This is a genomic window from Achromobacter sp. KK8 (assembly GCF_054188005.1).
Genome location: NZ_CM135178.1, coordinates 5,559,448 through 5,576,097, shown reverse-complemented (window position 1 = coordinate 5,576,097; position 16,650 = coordinate 5,559,448). Strand labels below are relative to the sequence as shown.

Here is a 16,650-nt window from a genome sequence, read left to right as displayed (position 1 = left end):
AGAAATTGCGGGACGGATAGTGGCCTATGATCCGCCGCGACGTGAGGAAAGAGGAAAAACAGGACAATGGATTCCAACACCATACGCATCGGCCTGATGCTCATCATCCTGGTCTGGTCGGTCATCAGCGCCATCACCTACATGGCGCGCCGCAGCGGCAACAAGGGCGCGCTGCGCGAACTCAAGCAGGAAGGCCAGCCGCTGCGGCGCCTGAGCGCGCAGGAGCAGGCGCTGGTGCAGCCGTTCCTGGTGCGGCCCGCCAAGCCCACCCAAAGCGTCGCGCTGCTGAATGACGGCGTGTTCCCGCTGCGCGGCGCCTTCGTGCGCCACGGGCTGGAATCGGGCCACGGCGCGGCCACCATGCACGACACCCTGGGCGGCGTCGACGTGGTGCTGCCTTATGACGCCCGCGACTATCTGCGCGAGGACAACCAGGCCGAAGTCGTGATGACGGAGAAATTCGCCATCGTGGTGGCGCTGAACGGCGAATTCGACCTGGCCGGCGGCCGCGAGCGCGAGGCGCGCCGGCAGAAACAGAACCAGCAATGGTCCAGCGGCAAGCTGGGGGCGATGCAGAACGTGGTCGATGCCGACGCCGTCACCGCGGATGGCGCGGGCCAGGCGCCAGACGCCCAGGCCGAGCACGAGTTCGCCGAGGCCATGCGGGTCGAGATCCTGAGCCAGCGCGAGGAAACGCCCGCCGAAATCGCCTGGCGCCGTCCGGCCGGCATCGCCTTCTGGCCCGCCATGCTGTGGCTGGCCGCGTTCGTCTGCCTGGGCGTCGCCGCGGCGGGCGGCGGCATGGCGTGGCTGGCCTCGGCCGCCGCGCCCGCGCTGCTGGCGATCTGGCTGACCTGGCGCCGCCGGCCGCTGGGCGCGGCGCAGAAGGTGAACCGGGTGCGCGGCGAACTGAACGCGATCGTGCTGACCAATCCGGCCAACGCGCAGGCGGTGTCGACCCGGTTGTTCCTGGGCGACAAGGTGCCGGTGTCGCTGCCCGACCATTGGCGCGCCAACCTGGAGTTGCCGGACGACGGCCGCGTCGACGTGGACCTGCGGGTGGAAGACTATGCCGTGCTGCGCCTGGGCAATCGTTTTTCCGTGGATGAAGAGCAGCGCCTGTTCCCGCGGGTGGCCTGGGGCCGGCACGTGACGCTGGCGCTCGCCGGCCTGCTTGCCGGCGCGGCGCTGGGCCTGATCGGCGGCGGCGATCTGCATGGCGACATCGCGCTGGCGTCGGCCTGGGCGCGCGGCGCGCAGCCGCGGGTCTACGACACGGCCGCGGCGCTGGCCCAGGATCCGCCCGCGCCCGGCGACGTGGTGGCCTTGAAGGGCATGGGCCGCTGCCAGTTCCAGCCCGATGCGTACCGTCAGGACGAGGTGCGCTTCGACTGCGAGCGGATCCGTTGGCAGGGCGATGCGATCCAGGCCGACGAGCTGCGGGTGGCTCCGGCCGCGCTGGCGCTGTATTCCGGCGGTTTCCTCAAGACCCGGCCCAATCCGATGATGGACCTGCTGGTCCGCAACCAGATCTACGGCAGCATGGCCGGCAATCCGCTGGCCGCCTACAACGCCCGCAATGTGTCGGCGGTGACCGTGAACCGCGTGACCGACCTGGTGCTGACGATCGAACTGGCCTGCGAGGCCGCCACCGGCCAGGCCATTGCCGAGTGCGACCGCCTCAAGGCCGAGACGGCCGACAGCCTGATGCTGGCGCGCGACGAGCCGGACAGCTGGCTGGCACTGCTGCGGCTGGCACAGGGCGGGGCCCTGAAGCAGCGGGGCAATGCCGATGATGGCGTCATCATCACACGTGCCGCCAACCTGCTGCGCGGCCTGGCCAGGAGCAGCATGGAGCCGCAGGTGCGCGAGGCCCTGGCGCGCGCGGGCAATGACCTGATGGCGCGCCAGCGCGGCGGCGTGGTCCTGCAAGTGTGGCCGGGCCGCTACGCCGATCTGCCGCAATTGTCGCCGCGCGACGACATGCCTGATCTGTTGCAGTCGTGGGTCCACCAGACCGCGATGCTGGCGGCCGATGGGGCCCGGCCGTTCCAGGCAGGCGGCGTGGTCACCGCGGTCGGGCGCGAGGCGTCCGGCGCCACCGTCGTCGACATCGATGCGCGGCGTTCGCTGGACGATCCGTGGCCGTCGCTGGCGCGCGTGCTATGGCTGGCGTTGGCACTGCTGCTGGTGGCCGTGCACGTGCCCCTGGCGGCGCTGCGGCTGCGCGCGGCGGCGGCCCGCAAGCGCGGCCTGGCGGAATACGCGCGGCGTCCGGTCGCGGCGCGGCCCGCCTTCTTCTAGGACCGGCGCGGGGCGCGCTGGCGCAGCGCCTGCGCCAGCCAATCGAACAGTTGCGGGTCGGAAAAACCGGCCCGCACCGGCACTTCCCACAGGCGCGCATCGTGCAACGCGGCGCACTTGATCGCGTCCTTGGACGTGACCAGGATGGTCTGCGCGGCCAGCGCCTGGAACGGCGAACTGGCGTAGTCGTGGTGGTCGGGCAGCGGCAACGTCGCCGCCAGTGTGATGCCCTGCGAGCGCAGGGTGGTGAAGAAACGTTCGGGATTGCCGATGCCGGCGGCCGCTGCCACGTCCGGCTGGCCGGCGAAGGTGGCCAGCGGCCGGCGCGAGCCGCCCTCGATCTGGCGCGCCTCTCCAGGTTCCAGCCACATGTCGGCCTGGCGCGGCCCCGCGCCGGTCGGCGCCGCCGCGCGGCCGTCGGGCACGCCGATATTGGTGATCACCGCGTCCACTTCGCGCAGCCGGCTGGCCGGTTCGCGCAGGGGGCCGGCGGGCAGCAGCCGGCCATTGCCGACGCCGCGCCGGTCCTGCACCACGATTTCCACGTCCCGCGCCAACGCCAGGTGCTGCAGGCCATCGTCGGAGACGATCACGTCCACCCGCGGATGCGTCTGCAGCAGCGCCTGGGCCGCCAGCGCGCGGCGCGGGTGCACCGAGATGGGCGCGCCGGTGACGCGCGCGATCAGCGCGGGTTCATCGCCGAACCGGGCGGCGTCCAGCTCGCCCTGGCCGACCCGCGCCTGGGGCCCCAGCTTCACGCCGTAGCCGCGGCTGACCACGCCCGGCGTGTAGCCGCGGGCGCGCAGGCCCTCCACGGTGGCGATGACCATCGGGGTCTTGCCGGTGCCGCCGACGTAGATGTTGCCGATCACCACGACCGGCACGGGCGCGCGGTAGGCCGGCTTGCGGCCGTCGCGATAATCGGCGCGCTTGCGCGCCACGACGCGGGCGGTCAGCGCGGCCAGCGGCCGCAGCAGGGTGGAGAGCCAGCCGCCGTGCTGCCATTGGCGCGCAAGCAGCGAGGCCTTGGGGGACGGCGCGCTCACCGGGCGGTCTGGGCAGCGAAGTTGACGCGGCCGATGCCGGCCAGGCGGGCTGCTTCCATCACGTTGATCACGGACTGGTGCGTGGCCTGGGCATCGGCGTTGATGATCACCAGCGGTTCGGTCTTGCCGGCGGCGGCCTGGCGCAGCAGGTCGGCGATCTCGGGCGGCGTGGACACGTCGATCAGGGTGCCGTTGAGGGCGTAGCGCCCGTCCTGGCTGATGGCCACTTCCAGGGCCGGCGGGGTTTCCTGCTCGGCCGACGCCTGCGGCAGCGTGACCTTCAACTGGGTGTAGCGGGCGAACGAGGTGGTGGCCGCCAGGAAGATCAGAATGACCAGCAGGACGTCGATGAGCGGGATCAGGTTGATGTCCAGCTCGTCGCGGTCGCCCCGGACGCCACGGAAATTCATGGGCGGTCCTCGCGCGAGGCGGGCGAGACGGCGCGCGCCAGGCGCGCCGCGGCGATTTCCATGGTGTTCAGGTAACCCTCGACCCGGCCGCGCAGGTAGCGGTGGGCGATCATGGCGGGAATGGCGATGAGGATGCCGAAGCCGGTGTTGTACAACGCGATGGAGATGCCGCGCGCCAGCTGCGCCGGATCGCCGCCTTCCGGCGTGTACGAGCCGAAGATCTCGATCATGCCGACCACGGTGCCGAACAGGCCCATCAGCGGCGCCACCACGGCGATGGTGCCGATGGCCGGGATGTAGCGGCTCAGGTCATGGGCGACGGCGCGGCCGGTGTCCTCGACCACGCTGCGCAGTTCCTCGCGCGGCAGGTGGCGGTGGCGCATGACCTCGGCCAGCACGCGGCCCAGCGGGGAATTGCGTTCCAGGCGGTTCAGCGCGTCGGGGCTGTCCTGGCGGTTGCGCAGCATCTCGGCCACCTGCTCGTTCAGGCCGCGTGGCATGACCTGGCTGCGGCGCAGGGACAGGAAGCGCTCGAAGATCAGCGCCAGGCCCAGCACGGAAGTCGCCAGCAGGGGCCAGATCGGCCAGCCGGCCTCGCGCAAGATGGAAAGCAAAACGGTTAACTCCAGGGGAGGGCCGAAGGGCGCGAAGGGGGCCGCGCGTCGGCATCTGATCAAGCCGAAACTGTAACGGCGCGACGGGGATGTGGCAAGGGCGGCCGGCCGCCAAGCTATCCACAGAATTTGTGGATAATTCTGTGCAAAACTTCGCCGGAACGCTTGCGGGCACAGGGCTTGCGCTTGTTTGCGCTTATTTCGAGCAGCCGGTGTTGGGTAAAAATTCCATAAAAATCATATCCTTAGGTCGAATTTGCTGGCTTTCGGGCCAGCCGCGGCAAAAATGCCCGGACGCGGTATCATTGCGGCCCGCTACGTATGCCCTGTGGACAGGTACGCATCGGAAAGCCTTATGACAATTGAACTTGCAGTCACAAACAACGTATTCACGCGGGATATCCTGACAGTTGCCCAGCTGAACCAAGCAGTGGGGCAGTTGTTGGAGCGCAGCATCCCGGCGCTGTGGGTGCGCGGCGAGATTTCGAACTTCACGCAGGCGGCTTCCGGGCATTGGTACTTCACGCTCAAGGACAGCCGCGCCGCGGTGCGGGCCGTCATGTTCCGGGGGCGCGCCAGCGCGGTGGGTTTCGTGCCGCGTGCCGGGGACCAGGTTGAAATCAGGGTCAGGGTGTCGCTGTACGAGCCGCGCGGCGACTACCAACTGCAGGTCGACGCCATGCGCCGCGCCGGTATCGGCAACCTCTACGAGGCCTTCCTGCGCCTGAAGGAGCAGCTCAACGCGGAAGGCCTGTTCGATCCCGCCCGCAAGCGCGAACCGGTGCCGCTGCCACGCGCCATCGGCGTGGTCACCTCGCTGCACGCCGCCGCGCTGCGCGACGTGCTGTCGGCGTTGGCCCGGCGCGCGCCGCAGGTGCCCGTCATCATCTATCCGGCGCCGGTGCAGGGCGCCGACGCCGCCGGCCGGCTGGCGGCGCAGATCCGCCTGGCGAACGCCCGTTGCGAGGTCGACACGCTGTTGCTGGTGCGCGGCGGCGGCAGCATCGAGGATCTCTGGAGCTTCAATGACGAGGCCCTGGCGCGCGAGATCGACGCCAGCGCCATCACCACCATCAGCGGCGTCGGCCATGAAACCGACTTCACCATCGCCGACTTCGTCGCCGACGTGCGCGCGCCGACCCCGACCGCGGCCGCCGAGCTGGCCTGCGTGCCGCGTTCGGAACTGCTCGGTCGCGTCATGTATGCGGCCGAGACCCTGGCGCGCGGCCAACAGCGTCGACTGGAGCGGGCGGCGCAGCGGCTGGACCGCGCCGCCGCGCAACTGGTGTCGCCGGCCCAGCGCCTGGAGCACCAGCGCGAACGCCTGAACAGCCTGAGCTACCGCCTGGCCTCGGCCTGGGCCGGTCCGCAGGCCCGCCGCGGCGCCCGCGTCAATCTGCTGGCGCAGCGCCTGGCACACCGCGTGCCCGACGTCCGGCGCGGCGCCGAACGGCTGGCCGCAGTGACGCGTCAATTGGGCCAGGCGCACGCGCGCCTGCTGGCGCGTCGGCGTGACCAGCTGGCCGCGGCCGGCGCGCAACTGCGCGCGCTCGATCCCGGCAATACGCTGGCGCGCGGCTATGCCATCGCCCGCGACGCCGACGGCCGCATCGTGCGCGATGCGGCCGGCCTGGCGGCGGGGCAGGGCCTGGACCTGAGCTTCGCGCAGGGCGGCGCCCGCGTCGAGGTCAAAGAGGTCCGCGAAACGCGGGAGCCCTGACGCCGGCGCGGCAGGGCGGTGCAAGGTCAACTCGGCCCGCGCAATGGCCGGCCGGCGAGGTGGAACAATGCGGTTGAACACACGCAAGTCGGCGCGCGCGGCGCGCCCCGTTGCCCGGCGAGCGGCCCTGTGGGCGGCTCTGCTCGCCACCTCCATCGTGACGGCGCAACCGGCGCAAGCCGACGGCGCCCCGACCAGGACGGCAAAGGCCGCCACGCGCGCCGCGGCCGTCTCGGCGCCCGATATCCCGCTGGATCCGCCACCGCCGCCCGCCGCGCCCGTCACCGGGCCGGCATCCAAGGCCGATTGCGATTGCACCTCGCCCTATCGCGACTACCGCGCGGCCGAAACGTCCGACACCCGCGCCCTGTTCAGCGCGGTGGCCGCCGGCGACGAAGCCGCGTTCAGCGCCGCGTTGGGCAAGGTGGAGCGGCCGGGCGACTATGCCCTTGACGGCGTGCCGCTCCTGCACGCGCTGTTGACCCCAGCGGGCAAGCGCGGCAAACACGTGTATTGGGACATGCCGGCGCAAGAGGCCGCGCGCTTGCGCCAGGCCTATCGCGACGCGCTGCCAGCGCGCACGCGCATGCTCCAGGCCCTGCTGGCCACCAGGCCGGCGCTCGACGACATCACCTACGAATCGCGCCGCCCGTCGCTGCAACTGGCGCTGCTGTATGGCTCGCCCGAGATGATGGACATGCTGCTGGCCGCCGGCGCGCGGCCCGACCAGCGTGGCGACGAGAACAAGACCCCGCTGGAATTCCTGCTCAACCGCGACTTCGAATTCGCGGTGCGCATGACCTACCTGCCCAGGCTGCCCGATCGCCAGGAAACCACCCGCATGGTGCTGGCGCTGCTCAAGGCCGGCGCGGCGCGGCCGTTTGCCTACATCGACGAACATGCCGATGACGCCACGCGGCGCGCGTTCAAGGACGCGGACGGCCAGCCGCGCAAGGCCGCGGATTATCTCGCGTGGGGACCGCTGGTCGAACTGACCGAGGGCGCCGAGGTGGTGCGGGCTCTGGCCGCCACCGGCACCCGGCCGGCCTACGACGATGGCGCCAGCCCGTTGGCGCTGGCGGCCTACACAGGCAACGCCGGCGCGACCGCGGCGCTGGCCGAAATGGGCCCGCGCACCACGCCGGACAAAGCCTACGGCGCCACCGGCGACCTGGATCTTTGGCTGGACGCCGCGCAGGCCGCGGTCGTGGCGGGCCATGGCGACATCGCCGCGCCGCTGTTGCGCTCGGGCATGCCGTTCAGCCAGCGCGGCCCGCGCAACGGCACCGATCCCGCCGTCTTCGTCAGGATGCAGGCCGAGGAACAGCCCATCATGAACCTGGCCGCGGCCAAGGGCGACACGGCGACGCTGCAACGCCTGCTGGCATTGGGCGCCCCGGTCGACGGCGACGCCGGCGACGCGCATGGCGACACGCCGCTGGCGGACGCCGTGCGCGCGGGCCAGACCGATGCGGCGCGCGCGCTGCTGGCCGGGGGCGCGAATCCGGCCGCGTGGCGGCAAGGGTATGAGCGCAAATCGGCCATCGAGCGCGCCATCGAGGCGGACAACGCGGCGCTGCTGCGCGAACTGCTCGCGGCCACGCCGCGCGAGGCCTTGCAGGCTCTGCTGGCCGACTCCGCGCATTCGCCGCTGGCGCTGGCCCTGCGCCAGCCCGGCAGGCAGGGCGCTGCCATGTTGCGGCTGCTGGCCGATGCCGGGCTGGACCTGAAAACGCTCGATGCGGACGCCATACGCCAGGCGCTGGAGAATCGCGATGCGGCAATGGCCACGTACCTGATCGAGGCCGGCGTGCCCGTCAATCCGGCGCCCGCCGCCGCCACGTCGAACGATGCGTTCGACGGCAAGGGAATGCCGCCGCTGCTGGCGGCGGTGACTTCGGGCCAGGCCGCGATGGTCGACCTGCTGCTGGCCAGGGGCGCCGACCCGCTGGGCCTCGCGCCGGACGGTCGCAGCGCCTTGTACTGGGCCATTGCCGGTGGCGACGATGCGATGCTCGAGCGCCTGCTGCGCGCCGGCGCCAGGATGGACGATCCGCGCCTGCCTCGCGCGCCCGCGCCTCACGCCTTGCTGAATGCGGCGCTGCTCTCCGGCGACATGGCGCGGGTCGCGCGCGTGGCGCAAGGCAGCGGGCAATCCGCCGAGGCCGCGTGCCTGCCGTCGGGCGGCGAATATGTCCTGCTGGACTGGCCGGGCTATTTCGCGCAACTGCAGGCGGCCGGCTATCGCGGCGCGCGCGATGATTGCGCGCGCCAGGAAGGGGGGCTGCCGCAACGCCTGCTGTCGGCGTTGCTGCGCGACCGGCAACTGGCGGTCGCGCGACGCGACACCGTGGTCGACGTATTGCGGCGCGTGAAGGAAATGGGCGCGGACCTGGACGCGCCGCAAGGCGAGCGCGGCGTCACGCCGCTGGGCGCGGCCATCGAGCTGGGCCGCGCCGACCTGGCCGAAGCCCTGCTGGCCGCGGGCGCCAGCGCGGACGCGGCCGATGCGCAGGGGCGCAGCCCCGCCTGGTTGGCGCTGGCCAGCGGCCAGCCACGGATGCTGGCGTTGCTGGCGCGGCACCAGGCGCGCTTCGACGGCGCGGCCGCGCCGTCGGGGCAGTCCTTCAACCAGACGCTGGCATGCCAGGCGGCGCCGGACTTCGCGGCGGTGTTGCAGGCGGCCGGCGTCGTGCTTGAACAGGCCTGCCCGCGCGCGCGGGCTGCTGGCAAGGCGACGGCCAAGTCGGCCGCCCGTATCCCCGGCCATTACTATCTGCGCGGCGTGCGTGAAGTGGGCAGCGAGCTGCTGCTGTCGGCCGACGGCAGCTTCGATTACCTGATGAGCTACGGCGCCACGGACATCCAGGCCAGCGGCACCTGGCGCAGCGATGGCAAGCAGGTGATCCTGGACACGCCGCCGATCCAGCCGTTTTCGGCGATCGGCAAGGTCGGCGCGGATGCGCGCGCGGCCGATGGCGACCAATTGACGGTGCGCGTGTACTACCAGGGGCGGCCCGTGAAGGTCGACGTGGCCATGTCCTCGGCCAGCGCCGATTACGCCGGCACGCCCAAGCAGTCGGAAGGGGCCGATGGCGTCAGCGCGCCGATCGCGCCGGGTGACCTGAAGGCCCTGGCCGTGTTCGTGCCCTTGCCCTCCGGCGCGCGTTGGCACAGCGTGGATGTGAGCAAGTCCGATATCACGGCGCGTGCCTTGCGCATCGATCTGGAATTGCCAGAATCCGCCAGTCGCACGCCGTTGCATATGACATTGGCATTGCGCGCCGATGGCGCGCTGGTGGCCGCGCAGGGCGGGCGCGAGCTGCGCTATGAGAAAGAGTAGCGTTTACGCGCGCGGTCATAAACACATACCTGTTAACCCCGCGTCGCCGCGGGGTTAACGCGGTATCCTCGTAGAGTTGCCGATACAATTGAACGGCTTGATCGTGCACTCAACAGAAGGAACCGACACATGGCACATACTCTTCCCCCCCTGCCTTACGAACTGGACGCGCTGGCTCCGCACATCTCGAAAGAGACGCTGGAGTTCCACTACGGCAAGCACCACCAGACCTACGTCACGAACCTGAACAACCTGATCCCGGGCACCGAGTTCGAGAACCTGTCGCTGGAAGACATCGTCAAGAAGTCCTCGGGTGGCATCTTCAACAACGCCGCGCAGATCTGGAACCACACCTTCTACTGGAACAGCCTGGCTCCCAAGGCCGGCGGCGCGCCGACCGGCAAGCTGGCCGACGCCATCAACGCCAAGTGGGGCAGCTTCGACGCCTTCAAGGAAGCCTTCAACAAGTCGGCCGCCGGCAACTTCGGTTCGGGCTGGACCTGGCTGGTCAAGAAGGCCGACGGCTCGGTCGACATCGTCAACACCAGCAACGCCGCCACCCCGCTGACCACGGCCGACAAGCCGCTGCTGACCTGTGATGTCTGGGAACACGCGTACTACATCGACTACCGCAATGCCCGTCCCAAGTACCTGGAAAACTTCTGGGCCCTGGTGAACTGGGACTTCGCGGCCAAGAATTTCGCCTGATTCCGCTGCGCGCCCGTCGCGCATCGCCAAGGCCGAGGCCCCTCGCATCGCGAGGGGCCTTTTTGTTTTCCGTGCCGTGGAAATGCCGCCGTAATTCTGTATTACATGGTCAAATTTTGTATATTGTCGAATCCATTTTGTCGAAAATGAGAATGAATCTCCCGTTCCTCCGGCCTAACCCGGGGAAAGGCAGCCGCTATTGTTGATGGCAGTCTGCGGCTGAGCCATGGGGCCAAGGACCGCGGCATGGCCGCCCGGTACCGTGGTGTCTGACGGGAAGGCAAGCATGTTGCGGTTTTTTTCGAGATTGCATATCGGCGCGCGCATCGGCGTGCGCCTGTCGGGCGCGTTCCTGCTGGTGGCCTTGCTGGGCGGCATCATCGGCGCGTTCGGGGTGTGGGGGCTGGCCCGCATCAACGACATGAATGATCAGATCGCCCAGATCGAATTTCGCGGACTGTCCGACATCAAGGAAGCCAACATCAGCCTGATCGCGGCTGGCCGGGCGCGCAAGAGTTTCCTGGCGGCCACGTCCCAGGAGGAACGCCAGGCGCTGCGCGCCGAATTCGACCGCGATGTCGAAAACCTGGAGCGCCTGCGCGCCAAGGCCGCGCAGAACTTCATCCGCGAAAGCGGCAAACGCCTGCTGGCGCAATTCACCGAAGCCGAGGAGCTCTGGAAGCGCGAGGCCATCGAATTCTTCGACAACGCGCAATCGCTGCCCCTGGCGCAGGTCGATCCCGCCATTGCCAGCATCACCAAGCGCGCGGCGGCGTCGTCGGGCAAGGCCGAGAGCCTGATGAGCGAGTTGGCGCAGGCCAAGGAAGAAGCCGCCGATCAGGCGGTGCACGAAGTCACCGATCTGTATCGCAGCACCCGTCTCATCATGATCCTGCTGTCGCTGGCCGGCGTGGCCCTCGGCCTGCTGCTCGGCTGGCTGGTGACGCGCGGCATCACGCGGCCCCTGGGGCTGGCGGTGGACGCCGCGCGTCGTGTCGCCAATGGTGACCTGAGCGGCAACATCCAGGTCACTTCGCGCGACGAGACCGGCGACCTGATGGCCGCGCTCAAGGCCATGAACGAGAGCCTGTCGCGCATCGTGCGCGACGTGCGCGACGGCTGCGAAAGCATCGCCTCGGCCTCGTCGCAGATCGCGCAGGGCAACGCCGACCTGTCGCAGCGCACCGAGGAACAGGCCGCGTCGCTGGAACAGACCGCGGCCTCCATGGAACAGCTCACCAGCACCGTGCAGCAGAACGCCAGCAATGCCGGCGAAGCCGAGAAGCTGGTCACCCAGGCCTCCGAGGTGGCGATCCGTGGCGGCGAGGTGGTCGACGTGGTGGTGCAGACCATGAGCGCCATCTCCGAAAGCTCGCGCCGCATCGCCGATATCACCAGCGTGATCGACGGCATCGCGTTCCAGACCAACATCCTGGCGCTCAATGCCGCGGTCGAGGCCGCGCGCGCCGGCGAGCAGGGCCGCGGTTTCGCCGTGGTGGCGGGCGAAGTCCGCACCCTGGCACAGCGTTCCGCCGTGGCCGCCAAGGAAATCAAGGCCCTGATCGACGAATCCGTCCATCGCGTCGAAGGCGGCACGCGCCAGGCCGACGAAGCCGGCAGCACCATGCGCGAGGTGGTCGATAGCGTGCGCCAGGCGGCGATCCTGGTGCACGAAATCGCCAGCGCCTCGGCCGAGCAATCGACCGGCATCGGCCAGGTCAACCAGGCCGTGGCGCAAATGGACACCGTGACCCAGCAGAATGCCGCGCTGGTGGAGCAGGCCGCCGCCGCGGCCGGCAGCATGCAGGATCAGGCGGGCCGGCTGTCGCAACAGGTGCGCCGCTTCAAGATCGATGCCGGCGTGGTGACGATGGGCGCGGAGCCGCAGGCCCGCCTGATCCAGGCCGGTCGCGCCACGCCGCATCCGGCGCCGGTGGCGCCGCGCCAAGAACCGGTGGTGGCGCGCCCGGCGCTCAAGCACAGCCCGGACGAGGACGACTGGTCGTCGTTCTGAAGCGCGGATGCCGCGGTTTGTGGGCTGGCCGTCAGGCGGCGATGGTAAGGTGTAGCCACTTCCGGTTCAGCCTTGTCCTGCCGCCTGGCTTCGCTCATGTCCCTGCCCACACCTTTGCGCCGCGTCGCCACCGGCTCGCGCCATCTCCTGCGCCGCAAGCTGCGCCAAACCAACCGTCTGTCGCGCAAGAGCCTGCCGATGGCCCTGTTGCTCGGCGGCGCGGCATTGGTGGCGCTGGTGTCGCTGGGCTTTGCCTATCTGGCCGACCTGGCGTTGGAGTGGAATCGCGAATGGGTCGGCCGCGCCGGCTGGCTGGCCTTGCTGGTGCTGCCTTGCGCGCTGGCCGTCCTGCGCTGGGCCACGCTGCGGTTCGCGCCCAATGCCGCGGGCAGCGGCATTCCGCAGGTCATCGGCGCCTTGTCGCTGCCGCCCGGGCCAAGCCAGCGCAGCCTGGTGTCGCTGGCGCAGGTGTTGTGGAAGATCCCGCTGGCTTTTTGCGGCATGCTGGCCGGCGCCTCGATCGGACGCGAAGGGCCGTCGGTGCAGGTCGGCGCGGCCGTGATGCTGGCCTGGGGCGACTTCTGGAAACGCCGCGGCCTGCAGCTGCGCGGCTTCCATGCCAACGAATTGCTGGCGGCAGGCGCGGCCGGGGGGCTGGCCGCGGCATTCAATGCGCCGCTGGCCGGCGTCATCTTCGCCATCGAGGAACTGGGGCGCGGCACCGTGCTGCGCTGGCAGCGGCTGGTGCTGATCGGCGTGCTGGCCGCCGGCTTCCTGGTGGTCGCCGTGCAAGGCAACAACCCCTATTTCGGCACCTTTGCCGGCGCGCCGCTGGCCCACGGCATGCTGTGGTGGGTACTGATCTGCGCCGCGCTCAACGGCGCGCTGGGCGGCATCTTCGCGCGCCTGCTGGGCAAGGGGCCGGCGGCGATGGCGCCCGCGTCGTGGCGCGCCTGGATCCGCGCGCACCCCATCTGGACCGCCTTCGCCATGGGCCTGGCCCTGGCGCTGATCGGCCTGGCCACGGCCGGCAGCGTCTACGGCACCGGCTACGGCGCGGCGGCCGACCTGCTGTCGGGCGAAACCCAGCACGCGCTGCCCGCCGGCTTTGGCCTGGCCAAGCTGGCCGCCACCGTGGCGTCGTATTGGGCCGGCATTCCGGGCGGCATCTTCACCCCCGCGCTCACCACCGGCGCGGGCATTGGCCATCACATCTGGGAGCTGGCGGGCGAGGGCGTGGACCAGCGCGTGCTGGTGCTGGTGTCGATGGCCGCATTCCTGGCCGCCGCCACCCAGGCGCCGCTCACGGCGAGCGTGGTGGTCATGGAGATGACCGGCAGCCAGCCGATGCTGTTCTGGCTGCTGGTCGGCTCGCTGCTGGCCTCGGGCGTGTCGCGCCAGTTCTGCCCGCAGCCGTTCTATCACCTGGCCGCCGGGCGCTTTCGGCGCCAGGCCATCGTCGAGGCGGGGCGCGCGGCGCGCACGGGCACATCAGCCGTACGGTGAGTGAACAGCTGCTGGACACCGTCCGTGCAGCGGACATCCGGGGAATGCACCAACTTGGCGCGAAAACCGCTGCGTTAAGATCGACCGCATTCCATTTTTCCACTTCAATCCGAGCATCCCATGACCGTGCATGCCTTTATCTGTGACGCGATCCGCACCCCCTTCGGCCGCTATGGCGGCGCGCTGGCTTCCGTGCGCCCCGACGACCTCGCGGCCGTCGCCATCAAGGCGCTGGTGGCGCGCAACCCCGGCGTGCGCTGGGAAGAGCTCGACGATGCCATCATGGGCTGCGCCAACCAGGCCGGCGAAGACAACCGCAACGTCGCTCGCATGGCCACGCTGCTGGCCGGCCTGCCGGTCGAAGTGCCCGGCGCCACCGTCAACCGCCTGTGCGGTTCGGGCCTGGACGCCATCGGCAGCGCCGCGCGCGCCATCCGCGCCGGCGAAGCCGGCCTGATGCTGGCTGGCGGCGTCGAAAGCATGAGCCGCGCGCCGTTCGTCATGGGCAAGGCCGACAGCGCCTTCTCGCGCAACGCCGCCATCTACGACACCACCATCGGCTGGCGCTTCATCAACAAGCTGATGAAGGCCCAGTACGGCGTCGATTCCATGCCGGAAACCGCCGAGAACGTCGCCGACGATTTCAAGATCAACCGCGAAGACCAGGACCTGTTCGCGCTGGCCAGCCAGCAGAAGACGGCCCGCGCCCAGCAGGAAGGCTTCTTCGACGCCGAAATCGTGCCGGTCTCGATCGCCCAGAAGAAGGGCGATCCGATCATCGTCGCCAAGGATGAACACCCGCGCGAGACCAGCATCGAGGCGCTGGCCAAGCTCAAGGGCGTGGTGCGCGAGGGCGGCACGGTCACGGCCGGCAACGCCTCGGGTGTCAACGACGGCGCCGCCGCGCTGCTGCTGGCCGACGAAAAGGGCGCTGCCCGCCACGGCCTGACCCCGCGCGCCCGCGTCGTCGGCATGGCCACCGCCGGCGTCGCGCCGCGCATCATGGGCATCGGTCCGGCGCCTGCCACCCGCAAGGTGCTGGCCCAGACCGGCCTGACGCTGGACCAGATGGACGTGATCGAACTGAACGAGGCGTTCGCCGCCCAGGGCCTGGCCGTGCTGCGCCAGCTGGGCATCGCCGACAACGATCCGCGCGTCAATCCCAATGGCGGCGCCATCGCCCTGGGCCATCCGCTGGGCGCCAGCGGCGCGCGCCTGGCCACCACCGCGATCAACCAGTTGCATCGCACCGGCGGCCGCTATGCGCTTTGCACCATGTGCATCGGCGTGGGCCAGGGCATTGCCCTGATCATCGAACGCGTCTGATTTTGCGGCGGCCTCCGCCCGGGCCGCGTCCGCCGGCGCAAGCCGCCCGGCGCGCCGGGCGGACATGCAAAAAAGGGAGCCCGCGGGCTCCCTTTTTTGCATGTCTCGCGGCGGCCGTCTCAGGGCAGGCCGTCGATCTTGCGGCCAGACTTGATGCCGTGCGCCTCGTACCAGCCCTGCGCCATTTCCAGCGCGTAGCGCACCGGTTTCTTGGAACAATGGGCGTCGTCGGTCTGCGGGGCCATGTCTTCGATGTTGACGATCGTGCCGTCGTCGGCGATAAAAGCGATCGACAGGGGCAGCAGGGTATTGCGCATCCAGAAGCACTGCACGTCGGGCTGTTCGAACACGAACAGCATGCCGTCGTTGCCGGGCAGTTCCTTGCGGAACATGAGGCCATCGCGGCGGGTGGCTTCCGTGTTGGCGACTTCTGCGCGGATAATATGGATACCGGCCGCCAGTTGCGTGGTGGGCAGCGGCGCCTGCGGACCCGACGGGACCTGCGCGCCGGCCGCCAGCGGCAGGGCCAGCGCGGCGGCGCTCAGCAGTGCCGTTGCCGTCCTGCGCGATGCCGCTTTAATGAACGCCGTCTTGAACAACGTACGACCGACATGAAACAAAGCAGCATTCTTCAGCATAACCCGACGCAGTAATAAGAAAATAACAAGGCGGGGCCCGAAAGCCCCGCCTGATAATGGCGCAACCTTACCGTTGCGCTGTAAAGGGTAACTCAGGCAGCGGTGATATTGAGCGCCTGTTTGCCTTTGGGCCCCTGGATTATCTCGAAAGCCACTTTCTGGCCTTCTTTCAGGGTTTTAAAACCATTCATCTGGATGGACGAGAAGTGGGCGAACAGATCTTCACCGCCGTCGTCGGGCGTAATGAAGCCGAACCCCTTTGCATCGTTGAACCATTTGACGGTACCCGTCGATTTGGGATTGTCCCCTTGGACGGCGGTTGCGGTCGTATCAGACATGCGGACTGCCTCATTGAATCGTATGTTGACAGAAGGGCATCGCGGCCTAGACCCCTGTCCCCCCTCCGGCTTCCTGGCAGATTTTCGATGAGTTGAAAACCCCAGAATGCGTGGATAATGCGCCGCTTTTCTTTGCGGAGTCAAGTATGGAAACTACGCATTTCTACGTGTAATTTTGCGTAAGTTACATGCAAGCCGTCCCCTGATTAAATAGAATAGCCGCCCTATGAGTTCTACCTTGGATACCCAGCACGATTTGGCCGTCGAAAAGGCACCGGCCCGCGCCGCGCCGCCTCCGATGTACCAGGTCCTGTTGCTCAATGACGACTACACCCCGATGGAGTTCGTCGTGAAGGTGCTGCAGAAGTTCTTCAATAAGAATCATGAAGAGGCCACGCGCATCATGTTGCAGGTGCATCACGAAGGCCGCGGCGTTTGCGGCGTCTATCCGCGCGACCTCGCCGCCACCCGGATCGCCCAGGTGGCGCAGTATGCGCGGGCCCGCCAGCATCCCTTGCAGTGCGTGATGGAACCGGTCTGAACTCGCAGGAACAGCGCCGCCACGACTGGCGGCGTTCTGCTGTACAGGGTTGCAAAAGCAGGAACCGCGCACCGAGAAGCGCGCGGCATTATCAGGTCGGCAGCTCCGCCGCAAAGGAGCATTGCATTCGAGTAGGCGGGGA

Annotated in this window: 13 protein-coding genes; 8 read left to right on the top strand and 5 right to left on the bottom strand. The window is 69.2% G+C overall.

From position 1 onward, the window contains the following. The first annotated feature begins 66 nt into the window (after window positions 1-66). On the top strand, window positions 67-2,304 hold the full coding sequence (locus tag ACVN9Z_RS25615; RefSeq protein ID WP_024069538.1) for an IgaA/UmoB family intracellular growth attenuator: 2,238 nt from the start codon (window positions 67-69) through the stop codon (window positions 2,302-2,304). Here ACVN9Z_RS25615 and lpxK read toward each other — a convergent pair. Genes lpxK through ACVN9Z_RS25600 form a run of 3 tightly spaced genes read right to left on the bottom strand, consistent with a single transcriptional unit; the run spans window position 2,301 to window position 4,374 of the window. Continuing rightward, on the bottom strand, window positions 2,301-3,350 hold the full coding sequence (lpxK, locus tag ACVN9Z_RS25610) for a tetraacyldisaccharide 4'-kinase (RefSeq protein WP_024069537.1): 1,050 nt from the start codon (window positions 3,348-3,350) through the stop codon (window positions 2,301-2,303). The two genes, ACVN9Z_RS25615 and lpxK, sit on opposite strands and share 4 nt — an antisense overlap. Next, complete coding sequence (locus ACVN9Z_RS25605; protein WP_024069536.1) at window positions 3,347-3,760, bottom strand: ExbD/TolR family protein; 414 nt, start codon at window positions 3,758-3,760, stop codon at window positions 3,347-3,349. Before ACVN9Z_RS25605 ends, lpxK begins: the two co-directional genes overlap by 4 nt. Then, the gene (locus tag ACVN9Z_RS25600; RefSeq protein ID WP_020928454.1) at window positions 3,757-4,374 is read right to left on the bottom strand and encodes a MotA/TolQ/ExbB proton channel family protein; all 618 of its coding nucleotides are present in this window, start codon (window positions 4,372-4,374) and stop codon (window positions 3,757-3,759) included. Before ACVN9Z_RS25600 ends, ACVN9Z_RS25605 begins: the two co-directional genes overlap by 4 nt. A gap of 355 nt (window positions 4,375-4,729) precedes the next feature. On the opposite strand from ACVN9Z_RS25600, the gene xseA reads away from it, so the two are divergent. The 6 genes from xseA to pcaF all read left to right on the top strand — a co-directional run bounded on the left by xseA (window position 4,730) and on the right by pcaF (window position 14,991). Then, window positions 4,730-6,094 carry an exodeoxyribonuclease VII large subunit gene (xseA, locus tag ACVN9Z_RS25595; RefSeq protein ID WP_038503967.1) on the top strand — a complete coding sequence of 455 codons (1,365 nt, stop codon included), beginning with the start codon at window positions 4,730-4,732 and terminating at the stop codon, window positions 6,092-6,094. Between the two features lie 67 nt (window positions 6,095-6,161). Next, window positions 6,162-9,437, top strand: a complete 3,276-nt coding sequence (locus ACVN9Z_RS25590; RefSeq protein ID WP_458212790.1) for an ankyrin repeat domain-containing protein — start codon at window positions 6,162-6,164, stop codon at window positions 9,435-9,437. Window positions 9,438-9,566: 129 nt separating this feature from the next. Further along, window positions 9,567-10,145, top strand: coding sequence for a superoxide dismutase [Fe] (gene sodB, locus ACVN9Z_RS25585; protein WP_006383994.1), 579 nt, complete (start codon window positions 9,567-9,569; stop codon window positions 10,143-10,145). A 286-nt stretch (window positions 10,146-10,431) separates the two neighbouring features. Continuing rightward, a complete protein-coding gene (locus ACVN9Z_RS25580; RefSeq protein ID WP_024069532.1) occupies window positions 10,432-12,159 on the top strand; it encodes a methyl-accepting chemotaxis protein in 1,728 nt (575 codons plus the stop codon). Window positions 12,160-12,255: 96 nt separating this feature from the next. Beyond that, window positions 12,256-13,665 (top strand): chloride channel protein, encoded by a 1,410-nt coding sequence (locus ACVN9Z_RS25575; protein WP_458212789.1) that lies wholly within the window; start codon window positions 12,256-12,258, stop codon window positions 13,663-13,665. 120 nt (window positions 13,666-13,785) lie between these two features. After that, window positions 13,786-14,991 carry a 3-oxoadipyl-CoA thiolase gene (gene pcaF, locus ACVN9Z_RS25570; protein WP_006383991.1) on the top strand — a complete coding sequence of 402 codons (1,206 nt, stop codon included), beginning with the start codon at window positions 13,786-13,788 and terminating at the stop codon, window positions 14,989-14,991. A gap of 119 nt (window positions 14,992-15,110) precedes the next feature. Here pcaF and ACVN9Z_RS25565 read toward each other — a convergent pair whose 3' ends face one another. Continuing rightward, a complete protein-coding gene (locus tag ACVN9Z_RS25565; protein WP_006383990.1) occupies window positions 15,111-15,629 on the bottom strand; it encodes a DUF192 domain-containing protein in 519 nt (172 codons plus the stop codon). Between the two features lie 92 nt (window positions 15,630-15,721). Continuing rightward, window positions 15,722-15,967 (bottom strand): cold-shock protein, encoded by a 246-nt coding sequence (locus tag ACVN9Z_RS25560; RefSeq protein ID WP_006220277.1) that lies wholly within the window; start codon window positions 15,965-15,967, stop codon window positions 15,722-15,724. Between the two features lie 226 nt (window positions 15,968-16,193). Between ACVN9Z_RS25560 and clpS the strand changes: the two genes are divergently transcribed. Further along, on the top strand, window positions 16,194-16,508 hold the full coding sequence (gene clpS, locus ACVN9Z_RS25555) for an ATP-dependent Clp protease adapter ClpS (RefSeq protein WP_006383989.1): 315 nt from the start codon (window positions 16,194-16,196) through the stop codon (window positions 16,506-16,508). Window positions 16,509-16,650 lie beyond the last annotated feature (142 nt).

Bases quoted from the DNA above. Each gene is read 5' to 3' on its own strand.
- ACVN9Z_RS25590 (WP_458212790.1), top strand. From the start codon at position 6,162: ATGCGGTTGAACACACGCAAGTCGGCGCGCGCGGCGCGCCCCGTTGCC.
- pcaF (WP_006383991.1), top strand. From the start codon at position 13,786: ATGACCGTGCATGCCTTTATCTGTGACGCGATCCGCACCCCCTTCGGC.
- ACVN9Z_RS25615 (WP_024069538.1), top strand. From the start codon at position 67: ATGGATTCCAACACCATACGCATCGGCCTGATGCTCATCATCCTGGTC.
- ACVN9Z_RS25580 (WP_024069532.1), top strand. From the start codon at position 10,432: ATGTTGCGGTTTTTTTCGAGATTGCATATCGGCGCGCGCATCGGCGTG.
- ACVN9Z_RS25605 (WP_024069536.1), bottom strand. From the start codon at position 3,760: ATGAATTTCCGTGGCGTCCGGGGCGACCGCGACGAGCTGGACATCAAC.
- clpS (WP_006383989.1), top strand. From the start codon at position 16,194: ATGAGTTCTACCTTGGATACCCAGCACGATTTGGCCGTCGAAAAGGCA.
- sodB (WP_006383994.1), top strand. From the start codon at position 9,567: ATGGCACATACTCTTCCCCCCCTGCCTTACGAACTGGACGCGCTGGCT.
- ACVN9Z_RS25575 (WP_458212789.1), top strand. From the start codon at position 12,256: ATGTCCCTGCCCACACCTTTGCGCCGCGTCGCCACCGGCTCGCGCCAT.
- ACVN9Z_RS25565 (WP_006383990.1), bottom strand. From the start codon at position 15,629: ATGCTGAAGAATGCTGCTTTGTTTCATGTCGGTCGTACGTTGTTCAAG.
- xseA (WP_038503967.1), top strand. From the start codon at position 4,730: ATGACAATTGAACTTGCAGTCACAAACAACGTATTCACGCGGGATATC.
- ACVN9Z_RS25560 (WP_006220277.1), bottom strand. From the start codon at position 15,967: ATGTCTGATACGACCGCAACCGCCGTCCAAGGGGACAATCCCAAATCG.